This is a genomic window from Pseudoalteromonas sp. APC 3358 (genome assembly GCF_030408075.1).
GTDB classification, from domain to species: domain Bacteria; phylum Pseudomonadota; class Gammaproteobacteria; order Enterobacterales; family Alteromonadaceae; genus Pseudoalteromonas; species Pseudoalteromonas arctica.
On sequence record NZ_JASDCE010000020.1, the window covers coordinates 26,560 to 45,085 of the forward strand.

The window sequence follows — 18,526 nt, forward strand, 5'->3', positions numbered from 1 at the left end:
CGCTATGTTTACTGGGATAATAGAAGCCACAGGCAAAATTGCTTTATTACAAAAAAAACAAGGCGACTTAGCCATTCGTATCCAAAGTGCTGACCTTGATATGGAAGACGTAAAGCTAGGCGACAGCATTGCAACCAATGGCGTTTGCTTAACCGTAGTTGATAAACATATTGACGGTTTTAGTGCTGATTTATCTAACGAGACGATTGGTTTAACCGGTTTTGCTCATTATGCTTTAGGGCAAACGGTGAATCTTGAAAAAGCCATGCAACCTGTTTCGCGTTTAGGCGGTCATTTAGTATCTGGCCATGTTGATGGCATAGCAACTATTACAAGCATTACAGCAAACGCTCGAGCAACAGAATATTGGCTTACAACCGAAGAAAATTTAATGAAATACATCCCGTACAAAGGTTCGGTATGTATTGATGGTATAAGCCTGACAGTAAACGCTGTAGAAGGTAATAAATTCAAATTAACAATTGTTCCACATACGAGTGAGCAAACCACAATTGCTCACTTTAAAGTAGGCACTCAAGTTAATTTAGAAGTCGATCAAATTGCACGTTATTTAGAGCGCCTTATAAAAGGTGCAGAGCAACCAACGGGCTCTGATATTTCGATGAGCTTACTCGCTAAAGCGGGTTTTATTAAATAACGAAACTGATAACTTATACGAGCAAATTTATGAATTTACACAGCGCACAAGAAATCATCGACGATATTAAAGCCGGTAAAATGGTTATTTTAATGGATGATGAAGATAGAGAGAATGAAGGCGATTTAATTATTGCCGCAGAGCATATTAGTGCACAAGCGATTAATTTTATGGCGACTCATGGCCGTGGTTTAATTTGTTTAACTATGACGCAAGAGCGTTGTGAGCAACTTGATTTACCTTTAATGGTTAAAAATAATGGTGCTGCATTTTCGACTAACTTTACAATGTCGATAGAAGCATCAAAGGGTGTTACTACAGGTATTTCAGCAGCAGATAGAGCGCGTACAGTGCAAGCGGCTATAGCTAAAGGCGCAGTACCAAGTGATATCGTGCAGCCTGGTCATATTTTTCCAATTATGGCACAACCTGGCGGCGTATTAACTCGCGCAGGACATACTGAAGCTGGCTGTGATTTAGCGCGTTTAGCTGGGCTTGAAGCATCATCTGTTATTGTTGAAATACTTAATGCCGATGGCACCATGGCGCGTCGCCCTGATTTAGAAGTTTTTGCGAAAGAGCATGATATTAAAATTGGTACTATTGCTGATTTAATCGAATACCGTAACTTAAATGAAACAACAATTGAGCAAGTTGCAAATTGTAAGTTACCAACTATTCACGGTGAATTTGATTTAGTTACTTACAAAGACACAATTGACGGCCAATTACATTACGTATTGCTTAAAGGCGATATAAAAGAGCAAGAACCGACAAATGTACGTGTACATTTGCAAAGTACCTTTAACGATATCCTACTTTCAGATAGAAGTGCTGACCGTAGTTGGGGCCTTTCAGAAGCAATGGCTTATATCGCTAAAAATGAAGGTGCTTTAGTTATTTTAGGTAAGCAAGAAAGCACTGAAGAATTAGAGGCAACTGTAAAAGCATTCGCAGCAGCTGATGCTGGCGAAAGCGTTACGCCTCGTAAATTCAAAGGTACATCTCGTACTGTTGGCGTAGGCTCGCAAATACTTGCAGATCTTGGAATTAAACAAATGCGATTAATGAGTCGCCCTAAAAAGTACCATGCACTTTCGGGCTTTCATTTAGAAGTTGTTGATTATGTTGAGCCACAATAAGCATCACGCTTAAACTAGGCTATTATTTTATTTTTATGGTATGATGCGCAGCAATTTTTGCGCAATCGCAACCGCTTGAACTTATTTTTAGGGTTATCAAATGAAAATTATTGAAGGTAGTAAGTACGCTCCTGGCAAAAAGTTTGCCATTGTCATTTCTCGTTTTAATGACTTTATCGGTAGCAGCCTCCTTGCAGGTGCTGTTGATGAGCTAAAACGCACTGGTGGCGTATCTGATGACGACATTACCGTTATTTATGTACCAGGCGCGGTAGAATTACCTTTAGCGGCTAAACGCGTTGCGGCAAAAAAAGAGTATGATGCAATCATCGCATTAGGCGTAGTGATCAGAGGTGGTACACCACACTTTGACCTAGTTGCTGGCGAATCAAACAAAGGTCTTGCGCAAGTATCACTTGAGTATGATATCCCGGTTGCATTTGGCGTATTAACCACAGAAAGCATTGAACAAGCAATTGAGCGTGCTGGCACCAAAATGGGCAATAAAGGCGGCGAAGCTGCTTTAGGCGCGCTTGAAATGGTTAATGTGTTAGATAAAATTTAAGTTTAAGGAATTTTTGTGAAACCAGCAGCAAGACGTAAAGCACGTATCTTAGCACTCCAAGCCGTTTATTCTTGGCAAATAAGTGGCAATTTAATTGCCGATATCGAACAACAAATGTTGATCGAAACAGACGTTACTAAAATTGATGTTGAATACTTTAAAGATTTAGCGACGGGTGTTGCTGTAAATTATAAGCAACTAGACGAAGCTGTATCACCACATTTAACACGTCCGTTTAATGACTTAGATATGGTTGAGCGCGCAATTTTACGTTTAAGCAGCTATGAGCTTAAGTTCCGTGAAGATGTACCTTATAAAGTTGCTATCAACGAAGGTATTGAGCTGGCCAAAATATTTGGCGCTGAAGACAGCCATAAATTTGTAAACGGTGTACTTGATAAAGCTGTTAAGCATTTACGCAAGTAAGTAAACCGTTAAAGAGGGGAGCCGGCATAGGCCGGCTTTTTTGTGTATGAAGGAATTTGAATTAATTAACCGCTACTTTAAAGGTCGCGGGATCACCCGTCGTGATGTAAACCTAGGTATAGGGGATGATTGCGCTTTAGTAACCGTTCCACAAAACTGCCAACTTGCCGTTACAACAGATACTCTTGTTGCTGGCGTACACTTTTTTGATGATATTTCCCCTCGTGCATTAGGTCACAGAGCGCTTGCTGTTAATTTAAGTGACTTAGCGGCAATGGGCGCTGAGCCAACATGGGTTTCAGTTGCGTTAACCTTGCCAAGTATTGACCCACAGTGGATTGAAGAGTTTACTGAAGGCATGCATGAAATTGCAGAATACTTTAATGTGCAAATTATAGGTGGCGATACCACGCAAGGTCCATTAACTATCACTATTTGTGCAAAAGGGACTGTACCAGAAGGTACTGCACTTCGCCGTAGTGGTGCGAAAGTGGGTGATTGGATTTATGTTACAGGTCCGCTAGGTGACGCTGGACTTGCAATTGAGTCTCGCAAACAAGGTATAAGTATTGAGCCAGAGCATTTAAAGTACTTAAATAAGCGCTTTGACTTTCCAACACCGCGTGTTGCTGCTGGGCAGGTATTGCGAGGCCTTGCATCATCGGCTATTGATGTATCGGACGGTTTAATCGCTGATTTAAGTCATATACTTGATATGTCGCAAGTAAATGCAGTTGTGAATATTGAAAGTATTCCGACTTCAGATGCAATGCAAGCAAGCCTTGATTTTAATCAGCAGCTGCCATTTATTCTAAGTTACGGTGATGATTACGAATTAATTTTTACTGTACCTGATAGCAATAAAAGTATGCTAGAAATAAAACTACGCCAGTATGGTGTAGATGCAACATGCATAGGTCAAATTAAAAGTGGCGATGGTCAAATTGAACTTTTACACAACGGTGAAAAGTTTGATTTTAAGCAGCAAGGTTTTGAGCATTTTGCAAAGGAGCTGGTTTGAACAAAAACCGAAAGTTTAATTTAAAGCGCCCACATCAGTTTTTTGGTTTGGGTTTTGGTACTGGGTTAGCCCCTAAAGCACCTGGTACATTTGGCACTTTTGCTGCATTGCCATTCATTTTTATGACTATGTATTATCCGCTATGGTTGCAAATTGTGTTTGCCGTAGTGATCAGTATATTTGGTATATGGGCCTGCGGTAAAACGGCTGATGATTTAGGCGTGCACGACCATCCTGCTATTGTATGGGATGAAGTGGCAGGCTATTACATTACAATGATTGGTGCAGCACTTAGCTGGCAAACATTACTCGTTGGTTTTTTGTTATTTCGCTTTTTTGATATAGCAAAACCTGGCCCAATCCGTATGCTAGACAAACGAGTACATGGTGGTTTAGGTATTATGGCCGATGATATACTTGCGGGCGTTTTTTCGCTTATATGCTTACAGGCGCTAATAAAAGTGGGTTTACTACCCTTTTAATTTTTTATATTTGATTTGTTTAACTAGGTGGCAGCAATATGATGCGATTTTTACTGGTTTGTGTACTGATGTTGTGCGCGACACCAAGTTGGGCTTCAATTAGTGATTACGTAGTTAAGCAATGGAATATAAAAGATGGTCTACCTTCGCAATCACTTAAAAGCGTAGTACAAGACCAGCAAGGCTATATGTGGCTTGGTACTCAGTTTGGCTTAAGCCGTTTTGATGGCACAACATTTACAAACTACAACACGCAAAATAGCCCGTTCTTGCCTAGTAATGGTATTAATAAACTTTTAGTCGATTCTAGTGGCTTATTGTGGGTAGGTACTAAAAGTGGCTTGGTAGTTATTAATCCTGCCACATTTGCAGCACAAGAGTTTAATATTAAAGGTCCTGTAAGAGATATTCTTGAGGATTCTAAAGGCAGCATATGGATTGCGGCTAATGGTTTATACTATGTAGATAGAGGGCAAGTTGATTTACGCACTCAAGTAAATGGTCCCCTACCTATTGTTAATGCTACCGTAATTACCCAAATTGTTGGCTCTGTTAGCCAAATGGCACTCTCTCCTGAAGGTATTTGGCTGGTTAATGATCGTCATTTATTACGCCTTACTAAAAACTCATCAGATTTCTCTAAACTACGTTTAGAGCTTACCGCTAAAATATCGTTACCAGAGCGCTTAGCGCAAACCATAGTGCACGATTTATCATTCTTAAACGGTAATTTGTATATAGCCTCTGAGCTAGGTGCATACTTTTTAGATTTAGATGACGAACTAAGACCTTTTCCTTTACCTAATGCAAATAACTCAGCCGTTTATAAGTTTATGAGTGATACCGATGGTGGCTTATGGGTTTCGACTTATGGACGTTTATTATTTAGAGATAAAACCGGTGAGTGGCAATGGGTAGAACCAAGCCAACTTGATCAAAGCATATGGTTTGCTGATATTTTTAGAGATGATAAAAATAACGTTTGGTTAGCAAGTTTTAGTGAAGGCTTATGGCTTGCCCATGAAGGGCGAGTAGAAAGGCATTCAGCTGTTTCAGATATGACCGAGTCTGTTATGGCTATCAGCCAAGCTCCTGATGGAAAACTGTGGGTTGCTAACAAAAGCGGCATTGGTTATTTCGATTTAGATAAAAGTTTTATTAATTTAGTTCCAAGTAGTAAATATGGATACGCGTCAGTACACGATCTACAATTCGATGGTGAACGATTATATATAGCCACGGGGCGCGGCTTATTTGTTTTTGAAAACAAGACACTCTATACCGTCCCTGGTCGAGCGCTTCGCGATAACCCGGTATTTGCAATAAGTCGCTCTAGTAAAGGCGGTTTTTGGATTGGCACCGGACGCGGTTTATATCGATTAAATTATGCTGGTTTAACGCCTTTTGCATATAACGCTTTTTTAGGTAGTAAGTTTATTACCTACGTATTGGATAAAACAAACTTTGGTGTGATTGGCACTAGTAAAGGCGCATATTACTTTACAGACCGTGGCATTGAAAAAATTGGTGACCAAACAACACTTGAAAGTGCATACGTAACTAGCGTGCTACATATAGATGGCGTGGGTATTTTAATCGGCTCTCTTAACGATGGGCTTTTTTACAGAAGTACGCAAGGGCAGTGGCGTCAACTCGATGCAGCTAATGGTTTACCGTATGGGTCTATATTTAGCCTAGAATATGATGAAAAGTTAAAACATGTTTGGGTAAGCACCATGAAAGGTGTTTACAGAATGCCTGTAGAGCAATTTAAAACAGAGATAAAAAGCTTAAAAGTTGAAGAAGTGATTTCATCTTTTGACCGTCAACTCGATGGTAAAGCGAATCAATGTTGTAGTGGACTTGGGCATGATGCGGTAGCAGACACCGGCAATTCTATTTGGTACCCAAGCTTACAAGGTGTTGTTGAAATACCTAAAAATGTAGAGCTATTTGGTGTGCTTGCATTAAAGCCAACAATAGAAACAATAACAACACCACTTCGTCATTTAACCACCGCTGCGCTTGGTAAAAAACCATCATTAGAAACAGACGAGCGTGATATAACGCTAACTTACACAGCTATTGATTACTATGCACCAAACAGTATTGAATTTAGATATAAACTAAGTGGCTTAGATAGTGACTGGCGCTATGCTAATACGCGACGTGAAGCTATTTATACTAACTTGCCTCCAGGCTCGTTTTTGTTTCAGTTAGAAGCGAAGCGCCAAGGTGAAGACTGGACTAAAGCGCAAGAAGTAGAATACGGCTTTGTAGTGCCTGAGCGCTTTGACGAAACTATTTACTTTAGGCTTTTAATTACCAGTGGTTTTATTTTGCTTTTCTACCTTATTTTTTGGGTATTTAGAGCGCAAGAGCGTAGAAAACAAGAAGCATTAGAGGGCTTGATCACCGAGCGTACCTTAGAGCTTCGTCAAGCTAATGATAAATTAGGCCAAGTGAATTCACAGCTTAAATTAGTTAGTCACTCAGATGAGCTAACAGGGCTGCGTAGTCGTCGCTTTTTGTTTGATCAACTCCCTAAAGATATTGAACACTTTCAACGTAATTCACAATCGCTGCAGGCACAAGGCAAGTCACTGGTGCTGGTAATTATTAACTTTGATAACTTCAGCCGTATCAATGATGCCTATGGCCCAATTGCAGGTGATAGCTGCTTACAGCAAATGGCTGCATTATTAAATTCGCGTACGCAGGGTTCTGACTATGTGGCACGTTGGAGTGGTGATGAGTTTTTACTATTATTACGTGATTTTAAATGCAATAAAATAGACAGCTATGCTTCAGATCTTTGTAAAGTAATAGCGGCTAATTCATTCCAATTACCAAATGGAAAAACAACTAATATCACGGCATCAATTGGTTGGTCATTTTATCCATTACCACTTTTGGGTGGGCAGGTAATTAGCTGGGAGACATCTATTAACCTAGCAGATATTTCACTACACCAAGTTAAAAAGCGCGGTGGTGATGGTGTTGCAAATATTACGTTTGATGATCAGCTTGATGCATTTGAGTTTGAACAAAATTCTAACGTTGATCAACAATTAGGTATTTTACAAAGCAATGGCCTAGCTGATATTAAAGTGTGGATGCGCTGATCAGCAATATTTGATATTAAAAAAGGAGCCTAGGCTCCTTTTTTAATATGCTCAACTTTAGATGTATAGGAAGTTAATTAATAAACGCTTTAATAGCGGTTAATATTCCTTGCTCGCCTAACCCCATTTCATCGTGCATTTCATCTTGGGTGCCGTGTTTAATAAACTCATCAGGAATACCTAAGTTAAGGATATTAATATCAGCTTTTTGCGTTGCTAAAAATTCGTTAACTGCAGAGCCGGCACCGCCAGCAATCGCATTATCTTCAAGCGTAACAATTACATCGTGGCTAGTTGCAAGCTCATTTAAAAGTGCGGTATCAAGTGGTTTAATAAAACGCATATTAACAAGCGTTGCATCTAATTCATCTGCAGCAAGCTGTGCATTTTCAAGTAATGTACCGAACGATAAAATGGCAATTTTACTGCCTTTCTTAATTGTATCTGCCTTACCTATTTCAAGCAGTTGCATAGTGCTTTCAATGTCTGCAGTACCTGCACTACCTCGAGGATAACGAACTGCAACAGGGCAGTTTGCTTTATAACCGGTGTATAGCATTTGGCGGCATTCGTTGGTATCGCTTGGTGCCATAATTACCATATTTGGAATGCAGCGCATAAAGCTTAAATCGTACGCACCTTGGTGAGTTTCACCATCGGCTCCAACAATACCAGCGCGGTCAATGGCAAATAATACAGGTAAGTTTTGCAGTGCAACATCATGTATTAATTGGTCATACGCACGTTGTAAAAAGCTTGAGTAAATAGCAACAACAGGTTTTAAACCTTCACAGGCAAAGCCAGCGGCTAAAGTAACGGCATGCTGCTCAGCAATAGCTACATCAAAGTATTGATCTGGATGCTCTTTAGAAAAACGTACCATGCCTGAACCTTCGCGCATTGCAGGCGTGATAGCCATTAACTTACTGTCTTGTTCGGCCATATCACATAACCAATCGCCGAATACTTTTGAAAAAGTAGCAGCACTAGGTTTAGATTTAGGTAGGCTAGTTGTGCTCGGATCGAATTTTGGTACACCATGATAGCCAATAGGATCGGCTTCAGCAGGTTTATAGCCCTTACCTTTTTGCGTTTTTATATGTAAAAGCTGTGGGCCTTTTAAATTACGCATATTACGTAATGTATCTACAAGCATGTTTACATCGTGACCATCAATGGGACCAATGTAATTTAGGCCTAATTCTTCAAAGAAGGTACCCGGGATCATCATGCCTTTAATGTGCTCTTCCATTTTACTGGCAAGTTGCTTTACCGGAGGCACACCTGAGAGTAACTTTTTACTACCTTCACGAATGTTAGTATAAAAGCTACCTGATAAAATTCGAGCAAAGTGATTTGTTAATGCGCCAACATTTTCAGAAATCGACATTTCGTTATCATTTAAAATAATAAGCATGTCTGATTTTACATCACCTAAATGATTCATCGCTTCAAATGCCATGCCTGCGGTTATAGCTCCGTCACCAATAATGGCTACAGACTTTCGACCTTTACCTTCTTTTTGTGCGGCAATAGACATACCTAAGGCAGCTGAAATAGAGGTGCTTGAATGGCCTACGCTAAACGTATCGTATTGGCTTTCATCGCGAAAAGGAAAAGGGTGCAAACCGTCTTTTTGGCGAATGGTGTGCATTTGCTCGCGACGACCAGTAAGAATTTTATGCGGATAAGCTTGATGACCCACATCCCAAACTAGGCGATCGTCTGGAGTGTTATAAACATAATGCAGCGCAACGGTTAGTTCAACCGTCCCTAAACCAGACGCTAGATGACCGCTACTTTGCGATACTGAGTTGAGTAAATAATCGCGCAGCTCATTGCTAAATGCAGGGAGTTTGTCTTGCGCTAAGTCACGCAATTGGGCTGGCTCGTCAACCAAATTAAGTAATGGATACTTGCTACTATCAAGTGTCATGGTTTTATATATATCCTTCGCTAACATTAATTAATTCAAAGCTTTTACGAATAATTAATGTTGAGTAATAATGTCAGTGCTAATTGCAATACGTATGAGCAAAAATTAGTGGTCACGCTCAATTAGATAATTTGCTAGCGACGCAAGAAGTGTTGTGTCAGCATCTATATTTGCTAACGCTTCATGGGCTTGTTGTATTAAATTCTGCGCCTTTTCTTTAGCGCCTAGCATACCTAATAACGCCGGATATGTCGCTTTATTCGCGGCAATATCGGAGCCTTGTGGCTTTCCTAAAATAACTGTATCGCCTTCAACATCTAAAATGTCGTCGTGTACTTGAAATGCTAGCCCTATAGCATACCCAAAAACACTTAAATTTTCTAAGGTTTGTTGATCAGCCTTTTCACTGCACAGTGCACCAAGTGTAATTGCGCAATTAATTAGAGCCCCGGTTTTTAGCTTATGTATTCGCTCAAGCTCTTGTACGGTAATTACTTTATCTGTTGCTGCTATATCAAGGCCTTGTCCGCCAACCATACCCTGAAGGCCTGATGCGTGGGCAAGTGTAGCAATCATTTTTACTTGTGTTTGCGATGAGCATTCAAATTTGTGATTCGCAATAAGCTCAAAAGCAAGAGTTTGAAGAGCATCACCGGCTAAAATTGCATTTGCCTCGCCAAACTCTATATGACAAGTAGGGCGTCCGCGGCGTAAGTCGTCATCGTCCATTGCTGGTAAGTCATCATGGACTAACGAATAGCTATGAATACACTCAATTGCAGCAGCAAGTACGTTTAAGTCTTGATGGTTTGCGCCGAGCATTTTACCTGTGGCATAAACTAAAAATGGACGTAATCTTTTACCGCCATTAAATAATCCATACTGGGTGGCGTTCTTTACCGTTTCTTCTGTATCGAGAGGCTGGTTAAAATGCTGTTGTAAGGTCGCTACTACATCTTTTTGAGCACGTTCAATATGATTTTTTATGCTCACAGCTATTCCATATCATTATCAAAGTTTGTAAGTACTGACTTTTCGCCATTCCCCATCAAAATTGATACTTTTTGTTCTGCTTGCTGTAATTTCCCTGATGAAGCACTTGCTAATGCAATTCCACGCTCAAATTGCTTTAACGATTGCTCAAGCGATAAGTCACCTTGTTCCATGTCACTAACGATTGTAGATAATTCTTCTAGTGCTTGTTCGAAACTTAAGTTTTCAGGTTTTTTAGTCGCCATCTTTATTTCAGCTTACATAATAAATTTAGGGGTCAATTTTAGGGGGAATGCTAAACTAGGTCAAAGGATGATATTGGTTTTTTACCTTTATAACGTTAAATTATATTTCAAGTGCATTAATAAAGCCTTAATAGCGGTCTGTTGGTTTAATAAATCAATTGATAATTAGGTAGCCCTTATAACTTGATCTAAGATAGTGCTAAAGGCTGCTTTTTATGTTTATTTATAAAAATGGCTTAAGCAATTCAATATGTTGCCGATAAGCAGTTAATAATAAAAGTTTATGATAAGGCCATTAAGCATGAAACTTCTGGAGGAAATGTGGATTTAGCAACCATAATCGGGATCCTAGGCGCAATTGGCTTAATTGTCATGTCTATGTTTATGAGTAGTAGCGGTGAAATGGCTATGTTTTACAATACCCCGTCTGTGGTTATTGTATTTGGTGGTTCACTCTTTATTGTTTTATCAAACTTCACTATGTCGCAATTTTTGGGAATAGGTAAAGTTGTTGCCAAAGCGTTTATGTTTAAAATCGAAACGCCAGAAATACTTATCGAAAAAGCAGTAGAACTTGCGGATTCAGCTCGTAAAGGCGGTTTTTTAGCACTCGAAGAAGCTGAAATTCCAAACCCCTTTATGCGCAAAGGCGTCGACATGCTCGTCGATGGCCACGACGCAGATGTAGTTCGCGCTACACTTCAAAAAGATATTTCTCTAACCACGACTCGCCATGAATTGGGCGCGGGTTTATTTAAGTCGTTAGCTGATATAGGGCCTGCAATGGGCATGATTGGTACTCTAATTGGTTTGGTTGCAATGTTGTCTAACATGGATGACCCAAAGGCAATCGGTCCGGCAATGGCAGTAGCACTATTAACAACTTTATATGGCGCGTTTTTAGCCAATGTAGTGGCAATTCCTATTCAGGTAAAACTTGAACTGCGTAAAGATGAGGAAGCTATGAATCAGCGTTTAATTTTGGATGCTATTTTAGGTATACAAGATGGTCAGAATCCAAAAGTAATCGAAGGTATTTTGAAAAATTACTTAGCTGAATCTAAACGCAAAGTAGATACCGAGGAGTAACTATGTCTGATCAAGAGTGCAAATGCCCACCACCAGGTCTACCTGCATGGATGGGAACGTTTGCCGATTTAATGTCACTGTTAATGTGCTTTTTTGTACTCTTGCTCGCGTTTTCAGAAATGGATGTACTTAAGTTTAAACAAATTGCGGGCTCTATGAAGTTTGCTTTTGGTGTGCAGAATAAAATTGAAGTAAAAGACATCCCTAAAGGGACCTCTGTTATTGCCATGGAGTTTACCCCAGGTAAACCAGAGCCAACCCCAATAGAAACCATTCAGCAGCAAACAGTCGAAATGACTCAACAAATGTTAGAGTTTCAGGCTGGCGATGAAAGCTCAGCAGGCGGCAGGCAAGAACAGCGCGGGGATAAACGCGGTGGCGAATCTCGTAGTACCTCACAAGAAGAATCTTCTGAGCAAGCAACTTCAGCAGCCGATCAGGAGCAAACTAACGAGCTTGTTAAAAAGATAGCGCAGCAGCTTGAAAAGCAAATAATCGATGGCGCAATTGAGCTTGAGTCTTTAGGGCAGCAAATAATTATTCGCATTAGAGAGAATGGTTCATTTCCTTCAGGTAGTGCATTTTTACAACCTAAGTTTAAACCTATAATTCAAGATATCGGTGTGCTGTTAAAAGATGTACCCGGTGAAATAACAGTATCTGGCCATACAGATGATTTTCAGGTATCGAATGAGTTATATATTAATAATTGGGACCTATCATCAAAGCGTGCTGTAGCCGTTGCAAGTGAACTGCAAAAAGTCCAAGGATTTGATAAAACCCGAATGATGGTGGTTGGTCGAGCTGAAACACGACCACTTGTACCGAATGACACCGATGAAGATCGCCGCAGGAATCGCCGAGTAGAAATATCTATATTACAAGGTAAAGCAAAAGAGTCAGCTCCTATAGATGTAAGATAACTTTTATTGGCAAACACACTTATTTATCATAAAGTATACTTTCTTTAACAAATGTAACGGAATAGTTTATGAAAAAGGTCGATAAGTTTAGTCATATGCCAGGAAATGGCGGTGGTAATGACGATGATGAAAAAAAACTTGATTAACTCTAATGCCTGAATGGTTTTTAAAGACTATATTGATATTAGATACTAGTTGGGTGTTTATTTTAAGCCCTGCTATTTTCATCTTTTATTTTAGAAAAGATTATTTGGCCCTGCGTTTCGCTTTAATTACAGCCGCTTTTTTTTTATATGGAACCATTATTCATCCTTACTTGAAAGAGTTTGATAATGGGATTTATGTTTATCGATACCTTGTTTGGGCCTTTAATGATATTGCTTGGATGGCACTCATCGCATATCTGGGTTTAAAAGATAAGGTTTATTTATGGCAATGCGTATTAGGTCAATTGGTTGTTATTATGGCACCAATTTTACAGCTATTTAGATTAGTCGACCGCCATTTATGGGATCTTTCTTATAGTACATACATTTATAAAACCTTATTGCCATTTATTAATATAGGCACCGTTGTTGTTTGTTATCTTCCGCTTATTTATATTTTAACAAAAGACAAAAAAAGCCCAGCTAGCCAATAGTTACAAAAAGTTCCCTCCTTTAAAATAGCTGTGCTAGACTACTGTTTATATAAACAGTGATGAGCAGGCTATGAAACTCTACATTGCAGAAAAACCTTCACTTGGACGCGCTATTGCTGATGCGTTACCAAAACCACATAAAAAATATGATGGTTATATAGAAGTCGCTAATGGCGATTGTGTATCGTGGTGTATTGGACATTTGCTAGAACAAGCAGAACCCGATGATTACGATGAGCGCTTTAAAAAGTGGCAGTTTGAACACTTACCTATAATACCTGAACAGTGGAAGTTAAAAGCCAAAACCAAAACTCGCAAACAGCTCACTGTTTTAAAAAAATTAATTAAACAAGCCTCGCAACTTATTCACGCTGGCGATCCAGACCGTGAAGGCCAGCTACTAGTCGATCAAGTAATTGAAGAAGCTAAAATAAGTCAGGCTAAAAAGCAGAGTACGCAACGTTTACTCATTAGTGATTTAAACTTATCGGCGGTAAAAAAATCACTGGGTACTATGCGTTCTAATCAAGATTTTATTCCGTTAAGTGTATCTGCTTTAGCGCGCTCTCGTGCTGATTGGCTATTTGGTATGAATTTAACACGTGCATACACACTAGCTGGGCAAAAAGCAGGGTTTGGTAATGTGCTTTCGGTAGGGCGAGTACAAACCCCTATTTTAGGTCTTGTTGTTAATAGAGATAACGAAATAGCACACTTTGTATCTAAGCCTTTTTACGATGTACTGGCGCATTTACTTACTCCAGATAACCAGCCATTCATAGCTAAGTGGGTTCCTAGTAAAGCATGTGAGCCACATCAAGATGAAGAAGGGCGAATACTTAACAAAGCACTCGCACAAAATGTTGCTTCACGCATTACAAAGCAAAGTGCTGAGCTTACTTCACTTGACCAAAAACAAAAAAAACAAAGTGCTCCATTACCGTATAACCTATCTGCACTGCAAATAGATGCGGCTAAAGCATTTGGTATGCCAGCTCAAAAAGTGTTGGATATTTGCCAAATACTTTACGAACGTCATAAATTAATTACTTACCCACGCTCGGATAATCGTTATTTACCTAAAGATCACCATCAAGATGCATCAGCTATTTTTAAAGCTATAAGTGCTAATGGTGGGCAAAGCAGTGAATTAGTAAACGGGGCTGATGTAAAAAAGCGTAGTAAATGTTTTAACGATTCAAAAGTGGCTGCGCATCATGCCATTGTGCCTACGGCTAAGCAGTTAAAGTCAGCGAGTTTGAACGGTGACGAAGCGAAGGTATATCAATTAATAAGCCGCCATTACCTAATTCAGTTTTATCCCGACTATATATATAACGAAACTAAAGCAGAGATAACAATCGCTGGCGGATTATTTAAAGCAAATGCAAAACAAGATGTAAGCCTGGGCTTTAAGGTATTAATGGGTAAGTCTGAATTAAAAGATGAAGCTACGTTACCTCCTTTAACTAAAGGTATGCCTCTTTTTTGTGAGCAAGGCGAAGTGGTCGAAAAGCATACATCACCTCCTGCTTATTTTACCGACGCTACATTATTGGCTGCGATGACGGGCATTAGCCGTTATGTTAAAGATCCACAAATTAAAAAAGTATTAAAAGACACTGATGGTTTAGGGACTGAGGCAACACGTGCGGGAATAATCGAGTTGCTATTCAAGCGGCGCTTTTTAAAACGTGAAGGTAAGTCAATTAGAGCGACCGAAACGGGACTTGCCCTTATTAGCGTATTACCACAAGGTTTAGCGAGTCCTGATTTAACCGCAAAGTGGGAATCGAGCTTAGGTGATATCGCGCAGCAAGTAATGAGTTATCAGCAATTTTTACAGCCTTTACTTGCTGAGCTAAATGGGTTTGTACAATTAGCAGCAAACTGCGATAGCAATGCATTTGCAAGGTTACCAAAAAGCTCACCTAAAAAACGCTTTGCTAAACGAGGTGGAAAAGCGACCCTTAAAAAGTCGAGTTATAAAAAAAGCTCTGTTGCTAGTTAGCTACAGAGCCATTTTATTAAACGATATTACTTAACCTGAACTCTGCTTGAGATAGATTTATTATCCAGAATTCAGATTATTTATTAAATAAAGCAACAGCAGCGTTACTCATTGCTTTTATTCCGGTAGGAATGGCAACTTTATAATCTGGTGCAAATTTACTAGAGTGTAGGGAAGGGAGTACTTCACCTGTTTTTATCGAATCTGCATATTGTGTTTGGTTTACGCCACCTAGCCAAAATAAGGTAATCGGGATATTTTCATCGGTGCGTCCGTATAGGCCAAAGTCTTCACCCGCCATTACAGCTTGTGTTTCAAGCACATTAGTATCACCAATTGCGCTGGCAATAGAGTTTCTAACAATGTCTGTTTGTGCAGGGTTATTATAAGTAGATGGAATAGATTCATCTTCATGTACATATACTACAGGGTAGTTTGATTCATTTAAGCCAGCACTTTGTGCAATACCTGCCGTGATTCGTTTTATTGCTGCTATTTGAGCACTTCTAACATTTGGGTTATAGCTTCTGAGAGTGAGTTGTAGTTTTACTTCATCCGAAATCACATTATGTTTTGAGCCACCATGAATAGACCCAACCGTAATAACCGAAGGTTCTAGCGGTGAAAGTTCTCGGCTTGTGATTGTTTGCAGAGCAAGTACTGTGCGTGCAGCTATAATCACAGGGTCTATAGTTGTATGCGGATAAGCACCATGACCACCTTTACCTTTAATTGTAATATCGACAGAATCTACACTTGCCATAGTGTATTCATTTTTCATTGATACCTTACCAGCGGGGACGCTAGCACTTACATGCAAAGCAATTATATGATCAGGTTTTTCATATTTACTAAATAGTCCTTCGCCTAACATGGCTTTAGCACCCCCACCAACTTCTTCGGCAGGCTGTGCAACCATCATCAAAGTGCCTTTCCATTGATCTTTGTGTACTATTAATTGCTCAGCAGTACCAATAAAAGAGCTCATGTGAATATCGTGGCCACAACCGTGCATTACACCTACTTTAGCACCATGCTCGTCTATTACTTTAACTTTTGAGGCATAGGACTTTCCTGTCTGCTCTATAATAGGTAAGCCATCGGTGTCAGTACGGATCATCACGGTTGGACCGTTTCCGTTTTTGTAAATGCCGACAACACCAAAGCCACCTACATTACTTGTTACTTTAAAACCCAGCTGAGTTAATTTATCCGCTATTTTATTACCCGTTTCTTGTTCGTGATAAGAAAGCTCTGGCGATTGGTGTAAATCGAGGTAAAACTTTTCTATAGCTGGCATGGTTTTGCTTAAATTCAAATCGAGTCCATTTGCTTGTACTAATGGGCTTGCTAATAAAAGTATTGCACTTAGATAAGTTAATTTCATGTTTTCCCTCATTGTTGAATATGTATACCGGATGATTTAGGTATATGACTTGTAATTATTATGTTCACCACCATATAAAAACCTAAATAGATGAATATGGCAATCAATTCAATGAGCAACATAGTTAGTATTAATGTGCAAAACCTTCAACAAGTACTCGGTGAAACATCACAACAAAAATTGGTGTTGCTTAACTTTTTCTCTCCTCAAAGTCCTGACTGCATCGGACAGGCTGCAATTTTAGATAAAGTAGCGGCAGAATATGCAAGCTATATAGTAGTAGCAAACCTAGATTGCGATGCAGAGCAAGCACTCGCATCTCAACTTGCGCAACAAGTTGGTCTGCAAACACTGCCTACCCTTGTATTATTAAAAGACTCTGCACCAGTAGATTTACTTGCAGGTGTTCAAAGCGAAGCACAAATACGCGAAGCCCTAGCAAAGCATTTACCTGCACAACAAGACTTACTGTTAGAACAAGCAAAGCAAGCGTTATTAAAGTCAGATTTAAATGCTGCATTTAATTATGCAAAGCAAGCTTATGAAATAGACAGCGGTAATGCACGTATCAAATTAGTGCTAGCAGACATATGTATTCAAATTCACAAGGTAGATGAAGCCCAAGCGCTTATAAATACAATAGACGTACAAGAGCAAGATGCTTACTTTAATAATATAAAAGCAAAATGCGAAGCTGCGCTTGAAGCAAAAGACTCACCAGAGATTAAAGAAAAGCAACAACAAGTAGAAAAGTACCCAAATGACCTAGAATTAAAAGAAGAGCTCAGTATTTTACTCAATGAAGCAGGCAGAAAAGAAGAAGCATTGGATATACTATTTACAGTGCTGCAAAAAGATCTGAATTTCAATGAAGCGAAACCAAGCTTTTTAGCCATTATTGCCTCTTTACCCGATGGTGATACGCTCGCAGCAAAGTATCGTCGCAAGTTATATAGTATTTTATACTAGGGTCTGTTGCTCTTTGCGGATTAAAATTTGTTCAAACTAGGGGGGGGGTAATCGCGGCGCGAGATTTGTAACCTAGTGGGCTCGGTAACTGCTCCTGCGTTACCCTACTGGCTTACATCCATGTAAGAATAAGTAAAAACCGAGTAACAAAGAGTAAATAGCCCCTAGGAAGAACCCTTTGGGCAGCGCCTGTTTGGCATTAATGCTACGTTATCGCCTATTTATGGGGAATAACCACACTACATAGGCTCTGCCTTGCCTGAATACCAAACAGGCTGCTGCAAATTTAACCTTGAAAGATAAACAGACCCTAGATTCTAATAACTATTACTTTTGAGAAGCACCTAAATAAGGTGCTTTTTGCATTTTTAAGGTTTTAATTAAAAGCTATAGAATGGTTTAGCTATGTAAAAACAAGAGTTATCAACAGGTTTTTGTGGGTAACTTGTGCTTATCATGTGTGCTTGCTTGGGGCTTAATTTTAATTACTATTTTATGCAAATAACGCTTGCGTAAAATCCGCCGCTCCCTATAATGCGACCCCACTGAGACGGGAAACGCCAACGCATAGCGAGGAGCGAACTACTCAGAGAGTTAAATAAAACTTCGGTTTTAAATCTTCCAAAAGAAAGTTTAAAACTAAGTGTTGACTCGAAAAATAAAGGGTGTATTATTCGCATCCCTTGAGACGCTAAAGCGACTCAAAACGTTCTTTAACAATATAAAGCAATCATCTGTGTGGGCACTCGTACAGATTGAGTTCTAACAGCCAATCTACTTAGGTAGAGAGGCAAACAAATTAGAGTCTCAATTGAAAACTGAGTGACCAACAGAATAGTTATTTCGGTAATTATTCGGCACAGTCAATTCAATATCGAAAGATATTAAAATAAATTCAGAATTCATTGAGCTGT

General features: G+C 39.5%; 16 protein-coding genes. 12 read left to right on the forward strand and 4 right to left on the reverse strand.

The features are described 5' to 3' along the window. The first annotated feature begins 4 nt into the window (after nt 1–4). From QL995_RS20580 to QL995_RS20610, 7 genes are all read left to right on the forward strand, one after another. A complete protein-coding gene (locus QL995_RS20580; protein ID WP_007587137.1) occupies nt 5–658 on the forward strand; it encodes a riboflavin synthase in 654 nt (217 codons plus the stop codon). Between the two features lie 29 nt (nt 659–687). Continuing rightward, nucleotides 688–1,800, forward strand: coding sequence for a bifunctional 3,4-dihydroxy-2-butanone-4-phosphate synthase/GTP cyclohydrolase II (gene ribBA, locus QL995_RS20585; RefSeq protein WP_290294965.1), 1,113 nt, complete (start codon nt 688–690; stop codon nt 1,798–1,800). 100 nt (nt 1,801–1,900) lie between these two features. Further along, nucleotides 1,901–2,365, forward strand: a complete 465-nt coding sequence (gene ribE, locus QL995_RS20590) for a 6,7-dimethyl-8-ribityllumazine synthase (protein ID WP_007587130.1) — start codon at nt 1,901–1,903, stop codon at nt 2,363–2,365. 15 nt (nt 2,366–2,380) lie between these two features. Then, complete coding sequence (nusB, locus tag QL995_RS20595; protein WP_007587129.1) at nt 2,381–2,791, forward strand: transcription antitermination factor NusB; 411 nt, start codon at nt 2,381–2,383, stop codon at nt 2,789–2,791. Between the two features lie 46 nt (nt 2,792–2,837). Then, complete coding sequence (thiL, locus tag QL995_RS20600; protein ID WP_101164009.1) at nt 2,838–3,812, forward strand: thiamine-phosphate kinase; 975 nt, start codon at nt 2,838–2,840, stop codon at nt 3,810–3,812. Further along, the gene (locus QL995_RS20605; protein ID WP_007587120.1) at nt 3,809–4,294 is read left to right on the forward strand and encodes a phosphatidylglycerophosphatase A; all 486 of its coding nucleotides are present in this window, start codon (nt 3,809–3,811) and stop codon (nt 4,292–4,294) included. Before thiL ends, QL995_RS20605 begins: the two co-directional genes overlap by 4 nt. Nucleotides 4,295–4,332: 38 nt before the next feature. Beyond that, a complete protein-coding gene (locus QL995_RS20610; protein ID WP_007587118.1) occupies nt 4,333–7,419 on the forward strand; it encodes a ligand-binding sensor domain-containing diguanylate cyclase in 3,087 nt (1,028 codons plus the stop codon). Nucleotides 7,420–7,492: 73 nt separating this feature from the next. On the opposite strand, the gene dxs is transcribed toward QL995_RS20610, so the two are convergent. From dxs to QL995_RS20625, 3 genes are all read right to left on the reverse strand, one after another. Further along, nucleotides 7,493–9,355: a 1-deoxy-D-xylulose-5-phosphate synthase gene (dxs, locus tag QL995_RS20615; RefSeq protein ID WP_007587116.1), complete on the reverse strand. Its 1,863-nt coding sequence runs from the start codon at nt 9,353–9,355 to the stop codon at nt 7,493–7,495. A gap of 105 nt (nt 9,356–9,460) precedes the next feature. Continuing rightward, the gene (gene ispA, locus QL995_RS20620) at nt 9,461–10,348 is read right to left on the reverse strand and encodes a (2E,6E)-farnesyl diphosphate synthase (protein WP_007587115.1); all 888 of its coding nucleotides are present in this window, start codon (nt 10,346–10,348) and stop codon (nt 9,461–9,463) included. A gap of 2 nt (nt 10,349–10,350) precedes the next feature. Further along, on the reverse strand, nt 10,351–10,593 hold the full coding sequence (locus QL995_RS20625; protein WP_002961738.1) for an exodeoxyribonuclease VII small subunit: 243 nt from the start codon (nt 10,591–10,593) through the stop codon (nt 10,351–10,353). Between the two features lie 321 nt (nt 10,594–10,914). Here QL995_RS20625 and pomA point away from each other — a divergent pair, with 321 nt between their 5' ends. The 4 genes from pomA to QL995_RS20645 all read left to right on the forward strand — a co-directional run bounded on the left by pomA (nt 10,915) and on the right by QL995_RS20645 (nt 15,256). Further along, on the forward strand, nt 10,915–11,682 hold the full coding sequence (pomA, locus tag QL995_RS20630; RefSeq protein WP_007587114.1) for a flagellar motor protein PomA: 768 nt from the start codon (nt 10,915–10,917) through the stop codon (nt 11,680–11,682). A gap of 2 nt (nt 11,683–11,684) precedes the next feature. Beyond that, nucleotides 11,685–12,605 (forward strand): flagellar motor protein MotB, encoded by a 921-nt coding sequence (locus QL995_RS20635; RefSeq protein ID WP_007587113.1) that lies wholly within the window; start codon nt 11,685–11,687, stop codon nt 12,603–12,605. A 151-nt stretch (nt 12,606–12,756) separates the two neighbouring features. Continuing rightward, entirely contained in the window at nt 12,757–13,245 is a 489-nt protein-coding gene (locus QL995_RS20640) for a hypothetical protein (protein WP_024593682.1), read from the forward strand. Between the two features lie 70 nt (nt 13,246–13,315). Beyond that, complete coding sequence (locus QL995_RS20645) at nt 13,316–15,256, forward strand: DNA topoisomerase III (RefSeq protein WP_290294966.1); 1,941 nt, start codon at nt 13,316–13,318, stop codon at nt 15,254–15,256. A 76-nt stretch (nt 15,257–15,332) separates the two neighbouring features. Here QL995_RS20645 and QL995_RS20650 read toward each other — a convergent pair whose 3' ends face one another. Then, on the reverse strand, nt 15,333–16,643 hold the full coding sequence (locus tag QL995_RS20650; RefSeq protein WP_165736420.1) for an amidohydrolase: 1,311 nt from the start codon (nt 16,641–16,643) through the stop codon (nt 15,333–15,335). A 111-nt stretch (nt 16,644–16,754) separates the two neighbouring features. Between QL995_RS20650 and QL995_RS20655 the strand changes: the two genes are divergently transcribed. Then, a complete protein-coding gene (locus tag QL995_RS20655) occupies nt 16,755–17,612 on the forward strand; it encodes a tetratricopeptide repeat protein (protein ID WP_290294967.1) in 858 nt (285 codons plus the stop codon). Nucleotides 17,613–18,526: the final 914 nt, after the last annotated feature.